The 13,537-nt window shown below is 68.9% G+C and carries 12 protein-coding genes; 5 read left to right on the top strand and 7 right to left on the bottom strand.

All coding sequences use genetic code 11. The features are described from left to right. Nucleotides 1–85: 85 nt before the first annotated feature. From BRW65_RS29290 to BRW65_RS29260, 7 genes are all read right to left on the bottom strand, one after another. On the bottom strand, nucleotides 86–814 hold the full coding sequence (locus BRW65_RS29290) for a hypothetical protein (RefSeq protein WP_073880719.1): 729 nt from the start codon (nucleotides 812–814) through the stop codon (nucleotides 86–88). After that, nucleotides 807–1,418, bottom strand: coding sequence for an RNA polymerase sigma factor SigM (gene sigM / locus BRW65_RS29285; protein WP_073880717.1), 612 nt, complete (start codon nucleotides 1,416–1,418; stop codon nucleotides 807–809). The genes BRW65_RS29290 and sigM overlap by 8 nt, the downstream gene beginning before the upstream one ends. A 61-nt stretch (nucleotides 1,419–1,479) precedes the next feature. Then, entirely contained in the window at nucleotides 1,480–5,091 is a 3,612-nt protein-coding gene (gene murJ / locus BRW65_RS29280; protein ID WP_073880715.1) for a murein biosynthesis integral membrane protein MurJ, read from the bottom strand. Further along, nucleotides 5,088–7,469: a hypothetical protein gene (locus BRW65_RS29275; RefSeq protein ID WP_073880713.1), complete on the bottom strand. Its 2,382-nt coding sequence runs from the start codon at nucleotides 7,467–7,469 to the stop codon at nucleotides 5,088–5,090. Before BRW65_RS29275 ends, murJ begins: the two co-directional genes overlap by 4 nt. Beyond that, entirely contained in the window at nucleotides 7,466–8,200 is a 735-nt protein-coding gene (locus tag BRW65_RS29270) for an NUDIX hydrolase (protein WP_084188068.1), read from the bottom strand. Before BRW65_RS29270 ends, BRW65_RS29275 begins: the two co-directional genes overlap by 4 nt. 84 nt (nucleotides 8,201–8,284) lie before the next feature. Beyond that, on the bottom strand, nucleotides 8,285–8,527 hold the full coding sequence (locus tag BRW65_RS29265) for a hypothetical protein (protein WP_084188072.1): 243 nt from the start codon (nucleotides 8,525–8,527) through the stop codon (nucleotides 8,285–8,287). A gap of 56 nt (nucleotides 8,528–8,583) precedes the next feature. Then, on the bottom strand, nucleotides 8,584–8,928 hold the full coding sequence (locus tag BRW65_RS29260; protein ID WP_244168265.1) for a hypothetical protein: 345 nt from the start codon (nucleotides 8,926–8,928) through the stop codon (nucleotides 8,584–8,586). 154 nt (nucleotides 8,929–9,082) lie between these two features. Between BRW65_RS29260 and BRW65_RS29255 the strand changes: the two genes are divergently transcribed. The 5 genes from BRW65_RS29255 (at nucleotide 9,083) to BRW65_RS32575 (ending at nucleotide 12,869) form a co-directional block, all read left to right on the top strand. Beyond that, nucleotides 9,083–10,531, top strand: coding sequence for a CCA tRNA nucleotidyltransferase (locus BRW65_RS29255; RefSeq protein WP_073880709.1), 1,449 nt, complete (start codon nucleotides 9,083–9,085; stop codon nucleotides 10,529–10,531). A 24-nt stretch (nucleotides 10,532–10,555) separates the two neighbouring features. Continuing rightward, on the top strand, nucleotides 10,556–11,065 hold the full coding sequence (locus tag BRW65_RS29250; protein ID WP_073880707.1) for a pullulanase: 510 nt from the start codon (nucleotides 10,556–10,558) through the stop codon (nucleotides 11,063–11,065). 99 nt (nucleotides 11,066–11,164) lie between these two features. Beyond that, nucleotides 11,165–11,494, top strand: coding sequence for a DUF2563 family protein (locus tag BRW65_RS29245; protein ID WP_073880755.1), 330 nt, complete (start codon nucleotides 11,165–11,167; stop codon nucleotides 11,492–11,494). A gap of 121 nt (nucleotides 11,495–11,615) precedes the next feature. Then, nucleotides 11,616–12,137 (top strand): hypothetical protein, encoded by a 522-nt coding sequence (locus tag BRW65_RS29240; RefSeq protein ID WP_244168264.1) that lies wholly within the window; start codon nucleotides 11,616–11,618, stop codon nucleotides 12,135–12,137. A 177-nt stretch (nucleotides 12,138–12,314) separates the two neighbouring features. Further along, nucleotides 12,315–12,869, top strand: a complete 555-nt coding sequence (locus BRW65_RS32575) for a hypothetical protein (protein ID WP_073880753.1) — start codon at nucleotides 12,315–12,317, stop codon at nucleotides 12,867–12,869. Nucleotides 12,870–13,537 lie beyond the last annotated feature (668 nt).

The raw sequence follows: 13,537 nt of genomic DNA, 5'->3' as shown, positions 1-13,537 counted from the left end.
CCTTTCAAGAAATCGTCCCTGGATTCGTACAAACGCCAGCGTAGGCACGGCTGTTCCCGGGCGTCGGTCAACCTATAGCACCAGACTAGGGGCGCGGGATGGTGGTGTTGGCCAACAGGCCGGTGTCGGCGGCGTTGCAGTTCAGCGCGACCGCGTAAACCGCCAGGCTGCGGGGAGCGTCGCCCGCCACTACCAGCACGACTCCGGGCCGTGCGTTGACCTCGACGGGACGCGCGCCGAGCACCTGCGTGGATGCCGGGTAGCCGAGGCCGGTGAGGCAGGAGGCGCGCCGTGCCGGATCGGCCAGGGGGCCGTAGTCGGGGGCTCGGGTGAGCAGGCCGCGGATCTCGTCCGGCGACAGGGGGATCGCCATCGGCGGCGTCGACACCGTGATGTGCTCGGCGGTCACCCCGGTGCTGGGTGCGGGCTCGGGCGCGTTGATCAGCGCAGCGGTGCCCACGTCGACCGCCGCGAGCAAAGCACCGACGCCGGCCACCCCGGCGATCACCCGCGCGGGCCGAACCTGTGGCCGGGCGGAGTGCGCGACGGGCCGGCCTGCCTCCGCCGATTCGAGTGCCGCCGAGATCCGGGCGGTCACCTCCGGCGGGACGTCGGGGGCCGGCTCGGCGCTCAGCGTCGCGACATCGCTGCGGGCTCGGTTGAGGGCACGCAGGATCTTCTCGGCTTCCGGGTTGTCGCGAACCCGTTGGCGCACGCGGGCCGCGGATTCGTCGTCGAGCAGGCCGGCCTGCAGGTCGGCGAGAAGCTCAACCGTCAGGGGCGGCTCGTCGCCATGGTCGTCGGCTTCACCCATCCGCCCCAGTGTCCGTCATCGGTTGCTTGACGGCCATGGGTGGGGCCGGGTCGGGCGCGGCGTTCAGGTAGCCCAGGAGTTCCGCGAGCCGTACGCGGGCCCGTGCGCATCGGCTCTTGACGGTGCCCTCGGCGACGCCCAGCAGCGCGGCGGTGTCGGCCACCGAGTAGCCCTGCATGTCGACCGCCACCACCGCGGCCCGCTGCTCAACGGGGAGTCGCATCAAGGCGCGGTGCACCATCATCGCCGTCTCGACCTGGGCGGTCCGATCGGCCACCGCGTAGACGTCCTCTAGCGGGACGGTCGGGTGAGCCTTGATGCGCCGCAGCCGGTCCAGGCACGCGTTGACGACGATGCGGTGCAGCCAGCTACCGACGGCGGCGTCATGCCGGAACGCGCCGGCGCCGCGGTGTGCCGAGAGCATCGCGTCCTGCAGCGCGTCCTCGGCGTCCTCGGCCGTGCGTGTGGTGAGCCGGGCGAGCCGGTGCAGCTGGCGTTGGTGGCGCAGGAACAATTCGCCGAAGGCGTGGCGGTCCCCGGCGACATGCGCCGCCAGCAGCTCCGCATCACTGCGTTCGCGCTGGATGTCTCCGCGGGAGCCCACGGCCGGACAGTAACCAATCGGCCGTGGGGCGGCACTTCACCACGGCACGGATCTGTGAGCGTCAGGAAGCGGCCTGGACCGTGATCTCAAAGAAGCCGGCCTGGCTCTTGCCGTTGGTGGTTCCCAGCGTGGAGATCCACACCAAGAGATTCGACGTCGGCGAACCCGCCCGGACCGGGATGACGTTGTGGCCGGGCTTGAGCGTGAACGCGGGCGCCAGCACGGTGGTGTCGTTCAGCGACGCCGGGGAGGCCGTCGCGGACGAGCGGATCTCGACCTTGGTCCCGCTGCTGGGTGTGTCGATGCTGACCTGGCCGACCACGGTCGCGCTCGGCAGCTGCAGCATGAGACCTTCACCCTGTTTGAAGCTGGGGAACGGCACCGCGTCGGTGTAGACCTCGGTGGCCCAGGCGGTGGAGGGGTCGCCGTCGATCGCTTGGCCGGCGGTGCTCGCGTTGTCGACGTCGCCGTCCGGGGAGTAGACCGTCGCCTTGGTCGGTTTGACGATGCTGCCGGCGGCCGCGGAACTGGTGGCCGACGACGAAGTAGATGACGACGGACCGTTCAGCCCGAGCTCGTCCTTGTTCAGGCCGCCGCCGACGTTGCCGAAGATCTTGCTCACCACTGACGCCAAGACAAGGAGGGCCACGATGATCACGGCAAGGCCGGCGCCCATGCCGATCAGCAGGTTGCGCCGCCGGCGCGCGAACGTCGCTTCGTCCGGGGCCGAGGATTCGCGGGCGGTGGCCGGCGCAGGCGAATCGTCGATCGGACCCAACACCTCGGTCCGGTCGGCCACCGCCGTCGCCTGCTGTAGCAAGTTCAAAAGCGTTGAGGCGCTGCGTATTCCGCCGTCCTCCTGAACGGCGCGCACCGCGACGGCCGAAATCTGGAAGGGAATGCCGCGGTCGATGATCATCGGTTCGACGGGCTGACCCGTCGAACTGCGTTCGGCCGGGGCGAGCCCGCTGCGCACGCTGGACTCCGTGAGCGGCCACCGATTGACCAGCAGGGCATACAGCGCGGCGCCGATGCCGCGGATGTCGGCCTGCGGGCTGGCGTCGGGCATGGTGGCCGGGTAGGCCAGGACGACGTCACCCTCGATGCTGACGCGGACCCGGCTCGGGTGGTCGATCGACAACGCGACGCCGGCGCGGTGGGCCGCGTCGGCGGCCGCGGCCAGCGACTGCATGGCCCGGACGGCGCCGACGGGTGACGGCGCGGTGTCGGCCACTTCCTGCAGCGAACCGCCGCGCACCCACTCGGAGACCACCAGGCCGCCGTGGCCGGTGTGGACCACGTCGAGCACCCGGGCGATGCCCGGCTTGTCGATCCGGCTCAGGCGCAGCGTGCGGGACAGGATCTCCTGCAACACGTCGTCGGGCAACGCCCCGTCGGGATCGACGAACGTCAGCGCCACCTGCCGGTCCAGCGCGGTATCCAGCGCCTGCCAGAACTGCAGGGGCGGCGCTCCACCGTGGAACACCAGCAGCCGGTAACGGCCGCCGGCGATGCGGGCGCCGGGAACCAAGTGGACGTCGTCTCCCGACGGGTCCCCGCCGCGGTCCCGCGGCGGGTCGAACGGCGCAGGCCCCCGCCGCGACTCGGGGGTGAGGTCGCCATTGGACGGGCGCGGCGCCGGGGACTCCGGCGCGCGTTCGGAGGGAATGTCGGGCTGGAAGTCGTCGGCAACCGGTCGTGGCAGCTCGGCACCCGACGCGGCACTCTCGATAGGGCGGTCGGTCACCTCCGGTCCTTTCGCTAGCCGGGCTTGGGTTGCCCGCTCCGGAGGTCTGCGCTGGATCGGCTCCTGGACCGCATTTACCCCAGGCGGGGACGAATTCCTCCGCTCAGGGTACGTGACCGGGGCCGGGCGAGACGATCGGTCCGTTGCCACCGGTTTGCGGGGCATCGCCGCACGTCCGCCGAAGCGCCGGCGGACGACGTCCAGCGCGGCCTGTGCCTCCGGGACGCGGGCGCGCAGCATGACCGTGGCCATGATCGGCAGCATGATCACCGCCAGGATCAGCAGCCGCAACAGTGAGCCCGCGCCGCCGCCGTGGGCGGTCAGCGCGTCCAGGCCCAACAGCCGGTCGGCCACATGGGCCACCAAACCGGCCAGCATCGAGGCGGTGAGCGTCACCAGAATCGTGCGCTGCTCGCCTTTGCCGATCAACTGGCCCCCCGTCGGCAGCAGGGTGTGCCGTAACAGCAGGTAGCCGATGATCGCGCCCGCCAGAAACCCGATGCCGTTGGCCAGCCCCAGATAGCCGGCCACCAGCTTGGGGTCATCGGTGAGGTGCGGCGCCAGGACGGATCCGACGATCTTGACGGCGGTGATGACGAGGATGATGACGATCGGCGTCCAGGGCTGCTCGCGCGCGTAGAAGACCCGCAGCTGCAGCAGCACCAGCCCGTAGGGGATCAGCGTGAAGGCCGACAGCGCGATCGCGGCGCCCAGGTACCCGGCGTCGACCTCGCCGAAGTGGCCGTAGGCGAACAGCGCGCTGCCGATCGCCGGCCCACCGACGGTCATCACCGCGACGATCGGGATGAGCGTGATCAACGTCAGGCGGGTGGCCAGCGACAGGTCGGCCAGCACCGCCCCGGTGTCGTCGGCGGCGGCGTTGCGGCTCAGCCGCGGCATCACCACCGTCAGCACCGTGACGCCGATCATGCCGAACGGCAGCATCAGGACCAGCCACGTGTAGTTGTAGATCGCCGGGCCCGACGCCGCCGCCGTGCTGGCGATCTGGTTCCCGACCACCAGGCCGAGCTGGCTGATCAGCACGTAGAGCACCATCGCGGCGGCCATGGTGCCGAATCGCTTGAGGCGCTGGTCGATTCCCCACAGGGGGCGCAGGTCCACGCGTTGCCGGCGCAAGGCCACCAGCAGCACCGCGGTCTGCGCGAACACGCCCAGCGTGGTCCCGATGCCGAGGACCAGCAGCTTGGTGTTGCCCATGCGGACGGGGTCGACCGACAGCTCCCCGGGGACGGCCGCGTACACCGCCAAGGTCACGAGCGCGACCACGTTGTTGACGACCGGCGCCCACGCCGTCGGCCCGAACACGTTGCGGGTGTTCAGGATCGCCATGAACACCGACGTCAGGCCGTAGGCGAGCACCTGGGGGAGCAGCAGGTAGGCGAAGGCTGTCGTCAGCGGCTCGTTGACCTGCGGAGCCCGGCCCAGCATCAACCGGACCAGCAGCGGCGCGGCGAGCACCGACAACGCCGTCGCCAACACCAGCAGCGCGGTCGTCAGGGTGACCAGGCGCCGCACGAAGGCCGCGCCGCCGTCGGGGTCACCCTGCTCGGCGCGGGCCAGCACCGGCACGAAGATGGCGGTGAAGGTCGCCTCGAGGACCAGCGCCGCCACCAGGTTGGGCAGCTGGTTGGCCACGGAGAACGCGCTGGAGAGGGCGGCCCCCAGGATCGCGGCGAGCAGCACTACCCGGGCAAAGCCGGTGAGCCGGCTGATCAGCGTGGCGAACGCCATCGCCCACGAGCGCGACACCAGGGCGGCGTCGGACAGTTCGGGTCGTCGGCGGTCAATCCCGGCGGGTACTGGCGGCAGGGGACCCGTGGGCGGCGAACCCGGGTTGCGGGGTCGCCGGGGCGGCTCGGGCAGGCGGTGGGGTTGTGGTGCGGCCTGCCGGTGGGCGGGCTTCATACTCGGTGCTCTTGTTCGACCCGGTCATCGGCCTCGTCGTCAAACCCCGCGGATCGGGCGCCGGGCGGGTCGGGCCGGTCCAGGTCGGCCCGGTCGGGTTGGCCGCGGAAGCGGTGCCACAGGCGGCGCCCGGCCAGCAGCACCAGCACGGCCGCGGCCGTCATGGTGATCGCGAACAGCACCTTGCCGTAGGCGTTGGAGTGCACCGACAGGCGCACCGGGTCGCCCAGCCGCAGGCCGTCCGGGGTCCGCAGCGACACGTCGATCGCGACCCGTTGGGTGAAGTTCACTTCGATCGGCACCCGCAGCGGCAGGTATCCCGGCGGCAGCTCGATCTGGCCGACGTCGGTGACCGTCATGCCCGGCGGGGCGTCGACGTGTAGCCGCACCCGGATGGGGACGGCCAGGCCGTTGTGCAGCGCCAGCGGCAGAGGGCTGTGCTCGGTGGCCAGGGTGTACGAGCCGCCGGGGTTGACGATCGTGACCGCGCCGAACAAGTCGTTGATCGTCTTGCCGACGACGGCCAGGCGTTGCTGGGCCATGCCGTTGCGGGTGTCGGGAGGCTGGGATTCGCTGAGCGCGCGCAACATGTCTTCGCGCAGCGGCGCCGTGTACTGGATGCCCGTCAGGCCGGTGCGTTCGTCGGTGCTCAACGCGGACGTCAGGCCCCACAATCGGCCGATCTGGCCGCCGACCAGGGCGGTGACGTCGTCGCCGAATCGGCCGCGCGCGGAGGTGTAGGCGCCCACTTGTTCGGACGGCTCGGTGCGGGCCGCGGCCTCGGCGATCACGGCCGGCAGCGGTCGGGGGATCGCCAGGCCGGACCGGATCGTGGTGGTCAGTGCGGTCAGGATGACGTGCGCGTCGTCGGCCTGCAGGTTCCACGTCGCCGGCGGGACAAGAATCTGCGTGCGGGGCGCGTCGTCGTGCCGCAAGGCGTGCCAGAACATGGACCCCAGCGCGTCCTGGCGGCGCGCGGTCACCGAATCGTGCGCGAGCCGCACGGTCAGCGAGGAATCCAGATAGGTGGGGACGGACGGCGCGCTGCCCGCCCCGGCCAGCGCCGCGCCCACCGCCGGGTCGAACGGTGCGAGCACGACTTGCGGGGACAGCCGCCGCGGCGCGGTGTCGACGGTGACGTCGGAGGACGCCTGCCCGTCCGGGCCGGCCAATTCGGCGGCGGCTACGGCGACGGTGCTTTCGTTGCCGCCGAGCAGGTTGACCGCGCTTCTGGTCAACGGGCCGTCGGGGAGCAGCGTGGCGCCGCGGACGGAGGCTACGTCCAGAATGCGGTCGACGATGCTGTTGACGCCGGTGGTCGCGGTGGCGCTGAGCCCGCGGTCGTTGACGCGTTGCAGGGCGTCGAGGTCGGCTTGCGCATACGGCAGCGGCGCCACGCAGGTGCGGTGCGCCAGTGCGCGCAGCCGGTTGAGCCACTCGGCGGCCGCGGCCTGTCCGGCGCCGGCGTGGGTCGGGGTGCCCGGAAGTTGCGCGGGCCCGTCGGGGGAATCGGACACCACGTAGCCGGCGGTCATCGCGTTGACGGTGACGAGCAGGTCGGGGTCGACGGCCAGACACAGCGCGCGGCCCACCGCGCCGTCGGGGTCGACGTCGTGGCTGGTGGCGACCTCGGCCGCCGACAGCAGGATGTCCAGCCGGCCGCCGCTTGCCAACGAGGTGGCCAGGTCGTCGTCGACGAGGCGGACCGGGATGGTGCCGCCGGGCACGCCGGGGGCCAGCCGCGGCCGGTCGGCCAGGGGCCACAGCATGGTCATCCACACGGGTTTGGAGGTGTCGGGCGCAACGGCGGAGCCCACATCGCCGTCCTGGTCGGGCGGCACTCCGACGACGGGCAGCAGGAAGCGTGCGTTGTCGAGCCGCGCGGGGGCGCCGTAATCCGGTGTGCCGTTCACGTTGACCAAGACGGGGTAGATGTCGGGCCTATCGATGCCCAGCGATTGCTTGGTCAGCGAGCGCAGCGGAGCCGACAGCGTGAAGCCGACTTGTTGCCCGCGCTGCAGTTCCGGCGCGACCGTGAGGAAGTCGGCGGCCGGTTGGTACTGGTCGGTGTCACCGTCCAGGCTGGTCCGCAACCCCGCGGACGCGGTGACGGCCCCGGCGTGCTCGAGCCGGACCATGACGTCCCGGACGGGGCGGTCGCCGATGTTGGCCACCGTGCCGGTGACGGTGACGACGGGTTGGCTGGACGTGGTGACCACGTCCGGCGTGACTTGGTCGATGCGGACCCGCACGAACGGCGTGACGCCGGGTTCACCGGCGGCCGCGGGCGGCGCGGCGGGCCAGGTGAGCACCGCGAACCCGGCCACGATGCCGATCACTGCCGCGAGGCGCAACAAGCAGAGTCGGGATGCCGTCACGGCCCTGGCCCGTGGCCGTTCTTCCGGCTGGTGGCCGGTTTGTCGGCGTGCCGGGTGCGCGAGTGGGTTTGCGGGCGGCGCCGCGGAGAGGTGGGTGGCAGCGGCGGCAGCGCGGCGGGACCGTCGCTTTGCAGCTTGTCGATCAGCTCGTCTGCCACCCGAGCGAGCCGCCGTTCGTCGGCGTAGGCCAGCTTCGACGGCAGCTCGTGCAGCGGAACCCAGGCCACCTCGGCGACCTCGAGGTCCTCGTCGGACAGCTCACCGCCGGAGAAGCGCAGTAAATAGTGGTGCACCGTCTTGTGCACGCGGCGGCCGTCGGTGACGAACCAGTAGTCGATCCGGCCCAGGGCGGCCAGCACGCTGCCGCGGATGCCGGTCTCCTCGGCCACCTCTCTTATCGCGGTCTGCTCCGCGGTTTCACCCATCTCGATGTGCCCCTTGGGCAGCGACCACAGCATCCGCCCGCGCCGGTCGACGCGGCCGATCAGCGCCGCGACCTGAGAGTCGCGCGGCCCGTCGAGTCCGTCGATGACCAGCCCGCCAGCAGATGTTTCGTGCACGGTCCGCAGCCGATCCGGCCCGCGTCGAGGCGAACGGGATCGGCGCGACTTGGTCGCCGTCGAGTCGGCGGGCGCTTGACCGTTCGTCTGGCTCTCGGTCGAACTCGCAGCGCCACGACCGCGCCGCCGCCCCCGGCGCCGACGTGGCTTGCCCTGTTCGCCGTCCGACACCCAAGCGATAGTAGCTGGCACGGCATAGTCTCCCTGGACATACTCGCCGCTAGCCGGGCGTGCGATGGCTCAGGACTGATCTGCTTAGATCGGGCCGATCGCTCCGGCGATGACAAATGCGGGAATGAAGATCAGGAGTGATAGCGGCCCGGACAGGCTGCCGATCACCATCCCGCGGCCGATCTGGCCGAGTCCGCCCGATGCCTGGGCGATGAGTGCGCCGACGCCGATGTATACCAGCGTTGCTGGCAGAACGATGAACACCAAGGGCCACAGCGGCAGAACGAGCAGCCAGGTGGCGAAATCCACGACGAAGACGTGGGCTATGGCTACGGCGAAAGTCAGGGGCCCGTAGCGATCGTCGTTGTCCGCCATCGTCACCCTCAGCGCAGGACCAGATATGCGAAGGTCGATGCCCCGGCGAGCACGACGACCGAACAGCTCAAGGTGCTGACGCCGAGGCCGCGATTGCGTTGCGATGCCGACCTGAGGAGTGCGGCGCCGACAAGCAGCGACACCAAGGTCGTTAGGACGGTGGCGGTCAGCATCCATACGCGCTCGCCGGCGTACGCGCTGTGTGTTTCGAACGGCCACTTGCCCAACAGCTGCATGGCGACGACCAACAGCGCCAATATCAGTTGCACGACAAACGGCGCCGACAATGTCGCTGTGCGCCAGGCGCGGGCGTCGAGGAAGTCCGCTCGCTGAGAACTCGACGTATTGCTCATGTATCGCAGAACCGCATTGCCCGCCGTTTCCACCCTTCCCGTTGCGCAACGGTACTGCCGCACGCCGGCCGATCAATTCACCTCCACCGCGTAGCACTGGGTGCGAGGCTCCTCACAGGGGCCTTGCGGCCCCGGCCGACTACGCTGGTCGAACGTGTCCGAAGCCGATGTCGAGCTCCTTGCCGCCGCCGCGGTCGCCCTGAATCAACACGCGCCCATGCTGCGCGAGTTGGGGTCGGCGTTCGATGCGGCTGGCCACGAGTTGTACCTCGTCGGCGGTTCGGTGCGAGACGCGCTGCTGGGCAGGCTCAGTCCCGACCTGGATTTCACCACCGACGCGCGCCCGCAGCAGGTCCAACAGATCTTGCGGCGCTGGGCCGACAACCTGTGGGAAACCGGCATCGAGTTCGGCACCGTCGGCGTCGGCAAGGGCGGCCACCGCTTGGAAATCACCACGTTCCGCGCGGACGCTTACGACCGGGTCTCGCGCAAGCCCGAGGTGCAGTTCGGCTCGAGGCTCGACGACGATCTGGTGCGCCGCGACTTCACGGCCAACGCGATGGCCGTGCGCATCACTCCCGACGGGCCGGGTGAATTCCTCGATCCGCTGGGCGGTTTGGCCGCGTTGCGTGAGCGGGTGCTCGACACCCCGGCCGCACCTGAGGTGTCCTTCGGCGACGACCCGCTGCGGATGCTGCGAGCCGCGCGATTCGTCTCGCAGCTCGGCTTCGCCGTCGCCCCCCGCGTGCGCGAGGCGATCGAGGAGATGGCGCCCGAGCTGGGCCGGATCAGCGCCGAGCGGGTGGCGGCCGAGCTGGACAAGCTGCTGCTCGGTGACGACCCGGTGTCCGGCATCGACCTGCTGGTGCAGACGGGCACGGGGGAGGTGGTGCTGCCCGAGGTCGGCGGCATGCAGATGGCCATCGACGAACACCACCAGCACAAGGACGTCTACCAGCATTCGCTGACGGTGCTGCGGCAGGCGATCGCGCTGGAGGACCCGCCTCCTGAGGGGGGCCCGGATCTGGTGCTGCGCTGGGCCGCGCTGCTGCACGACATCGGCAAGCCCGCCACCCGGCGGCACGAGGCCAACGGCGGTGTGAGCTTTCACCACCACGAGGTGGTCGGCGCCAAAATGGCCCGAAAGCGGTTGCGCGCATTGAAGTATTCCAAGCAGATGGTCGACGACGTCTCGCAGCTGGTGTATCTGCACCTGCGGTTCCACGGCTACGGCGAAGGCAAATGGACCGATTCCGCGGTGCGCCGCTACGTGACCGACGCCGGCCCGTTGCTGCCGAGGCTGCACAAGCTGGTGCGGGCCGATTGCACGACTCGCAACAAGCGCCGGGCCGCGCGGCTGCAGGCCAGCTATGACCGGCTGGAGGCGCGGATCGCCGAGCTGGCCGCGCAGGAGGATCTGGCGCGGGTGCGGCCCGACCTCGACGGCAACCAGATCATGGAGTTGCTCAACATCCCGGCGGGCCCACAAGTCGGCGAGGCGTGGCGCTTCCTGAAGGAGGTGCGGTTGGAACGTGGGCCCTTGACGACCGACGAGGCGACCGCGGAACTGGTCAACTGGTGGCGCTCGCGGGGGAACCCGTAGCGGTGATCCCGCGTCGGATCGTGCATGGACTACTGCGCGGCAGGCGACGACGGCACGGCTTCGATTTGGCAGCACGATCTCGACCTCGACCTTGATGGCGACGGCCAGCTCGACGCTTTCGGGCTGGACTTCGATGGCGATGGGCTGCGCGACGACGCGTTCGCCGACCTCGACGGCGACGGCATCGCCGATCACGCGGTGCTCGACCTCGACAACGACGGCAATCCCGAGGCGTACTTCACCGACGACGGATCCGGGACGTGGGGGGTCGCCACAGAACAGGGGCGGCAGTTGCGGTGGTTCGACCTCGATGGTGTCGAGCACACCGGTGGCCCGCTGGTCGACTTCGATGGCCTTGGCGGTGCGGACGACCGGCTATTCGATAGCGATGGCAACGGTCTGGCCGACCGGGTGCTGTGCGCCGACGAGGGCGGGATGACCGAGTACGTCGACACCGACGGCGACGGCAAGTGGAACGTGCGGCTTAGTGATTCCGACGGTGACGGTTTGGCTGACGGCGCCAGCGCGTTGTAGCGGCCGTCGAGACGAAGTGAATTGACCGCCGCGCGCGGCGTATTTAGCCTGGTCAATAGTGGCGCGGGGAGCGCTGCGATGGATCGGAAGGGGTGGCAAATGTTCGTCGACACCGAGCTTCTGCATTCCGGGGGCAACGAATCGCACCGCGCCGGGGGGCATGCGCAAGAGGGAGCCGACCAGCTCGCGCGGGGACCGCTCGCGTCGGGGATGTTCGGTGACTTCGCCGCTGCCGACGCATTCCACTCGGCAGTCACGGCGGCCCACACGCAGCACGTGAAGAACTTGCAAGGCCACCAGCAGACGCTGACCGATGTTGGCTCCAAAGCCCATCACGCTGCCAAGGGGTTCACCAGCATGGACCAGCAGAATGCCAGTGATTTGGAGGCCGTGCGGCCGAGCGGCAACGGCTACGCGCCGCGAGTCTGACCGCTCAGCCTCAGCGGGTAGGTGCCGTGGATAATTCAACAGAATCGCTCCGCACGAACTGAGGCCTTTCGAGGAGGGCTGCATGGGGGATCCGCCTTCGAATTTCGGTGGGGAGCCGCCCATGGGCTGGCCAGCAGGCCAGTGGCAGCCGTCATATCCATCGCAACCCGTAAAACGCCCACAGATATGGCCGGCGATTGCATTGGCATCGATCGCCGTTCTAATGGGGGCCGCTGGCCTAATTGTGGCCGCTACAACGTCGACGAATAAATCCCCCCCGAGTTCGCCGGCCACGTCAGCAGCACCGACGTACACACCGGCGGATTCGGCGGCGGCGCATAAGAACCTCTGTGATGTCTATGCCGTGGTCGCGCGTGCCGTTCAGATTGAGACCAACGGCGATAACCCGGCTCTATCTGGCATTGCGGTGGTCAACGGAGCCTTAATGCTGGAACACGTCGTAAGTGCAAATCCGGCAATACGGCCTGCTGATCGAGACGCCGCACTGGCATTGGCTGATGCCTATAGCAATTCTCAGACAACTGCAGCCACGGTGCAGCAACGTGACGATCCGTTATGGCAGTCGACGATCAGTAATGTCAACAACAAAGACGCCGCGATGAAGAGAGTGTGCGGCGGCTGAATCGCTGGCAGGCAAATGGATTCCGACGCATGTCCGACGGCCGGCCATGTAACCCTGCCCGCACCAGCCCTCCGTTGTCACGATGCCAGCGTTGTGCCTGTTGTGTCGTGGTGGTGCAACGTGGGTGGATAATTTTAGAGAATGGCCCGCAAGTTGCAGAAGAATGGGAGGAGCTGCATGGGGGATCCGCCTCCAAGCTTCGGTGGGATACCACCTATAGGGTCGCCGCAGGGGGATTGGCAGCACAGCTATCCACTCCAACCCGCAAGGCGGCCACGCGCGTGGCCAGCGGTCTCTCTGGCATCGGCTGCCGTTGTGCTGGGCGTTGTTGCTGTAGTTGTGTCATCTCTAGGGTCTACGAAGCACTCCACCCCAGAACCGGCGACCGTCTCGGCGGCACCGACGTACACACCTGCCGAGACGGCCGCCGCGCACAAGAAGCTTTGCGATGTCTACGACCTGGCCGCACGAGCGGTCCAGATAGAGACAAACGGTGCAAGCCCGGAGCGGGCGGGCATTGCGACGGTAAACGGCGCCGTCTTGCTGGGACAAGTGTTGAATGATTCTCCCGCGATCCCGCCAGGTGATCGCGGCGCCGCTGTTGCCCTAGCGGAGGCCTACAGCAACGCTGCTGCTGTGGCGAGCTTTGGGGATTCAGCTCAGTGGCAGTCGACGATTGCCGACGTCAATGCCAAGGATGCTGGCATGAAAAGAGTGTGTGGAGGGGGCTGAATGGCCGATTACGTTAACGGCCGACCACGTCGTGAACGGTCTCGCTGAGACCTTCCGCGCCCCTCTCTTTGCGAGGTCGTCGAGCCATCCGCACGAGCCCGGAGATCGACTGCAAGACGAGTTACCTCGCGGGCGACCGGGTACATGCAACGACGCAGCCGGCTCGGATCGAAGATGAACGAACGCAACCGCGACTCGCGGTGAATTGCTGCCTCTCATCCGGTTGGCTCAGTATGGAAGTTGAAGGACTTACGAGCGGATTGTGACGTTCTGGACGTTGGCCACGACCTAGAGGAGGGGGGCATGGTGGGGAACTGGCCCGGGGGTACTGCTCATGGACAGACTGCCCACCCACCTGGGGGAAATTGGCCACCGAGTAATTGGGCGCAGCCAGCGTCACGCTCATTCCCATGGCAGGCGATCGCCTTAGCGCTGACCGCTGCCGTAGCGGTTGGCGCTCTGATCGTTGCCCTTACGCATCCCACGGTCACGGGCACGAGTCAGTCCACCACCGTTACAGCCCCAACGCCTGGCCCTACGGAGTTGCGTCCAGCAGAGTGGTGTACGAGCCGGTGATGACCGGCGTGTCGTAGCCGGATGAATGAAGGTCATCGCGTGATTCTTCGAGGGACCGACCAAAGTCACTCGAGCAAAGGAATCAACGCGAT

Source organism: Mycobacterium paraffinicum (genome assembly GCF_001907675.1).
GTDB classification, from domain to species: Bacteria; Actinomycetota; Actinomycetes; order Mycobacteriales; family Mycobacteriaceae; genus Mycobacterium; species Mycobacterium paraffinicum_A.
Note: the sequence above shows the minus strand (reverse complement) of the source record. Positions and strands in the feature narration are given on the sequence as shown.

Excerpts from the sequence above, each read along its gene's own strand:
- BRW65_RS32575 (WP_073880753.1), top strand. The coding sequence starts at position 12,315 with ATGGGGGATCCGCCTCCAAGCTTCGGTGGGATACCACCTATAGGGTCG.
- BRW65_RS29290 (WP_073880719.1), bottom strand. The coding sequence starts at position 814 with ATGGGTGAAGCCGACGACCATGGCGACGAGCCGCCCCTGACGGTTGAG.
- BRW65_RS29245 (WP_073880755.1), top strand. The coding sequence starts at position 11,165 with ATGTTCGTCGACACCGAGCTTCTGCATTCCGGGGGCAACGAATCGCAC.
- BRW65_RS29260 (WP_244168265.1), bottom strand. The coding sequence starts at position 8,928 with ATGAGCAATACGTCGAGTTCTCAGCGAGCGGACTTCCTCGACGCCCGC.
- BRW65_RS29240 (WP_244168264.1), top strand. The coding sequence starts at position 11,616 with ATGGGCTGGCCAGCAGGCCAGTGGCAGCCGTCATATCCATCGCAACCC.
- BRW65_RS29250 (WP_073880707.1), top strand. The coding sequence starts at position 10,556 with ATGGACTACTGCGCGGCAGGCGACGACGGCACGGCTTCGATTTGGCAG.
- murJ (WP_073880715.1), bottom strand. The coding sequence starts at position 5,091 with ATGAAGCCCGCCCACCGGCAGGCCGCACCACAACCCCACCGCCTGCCC.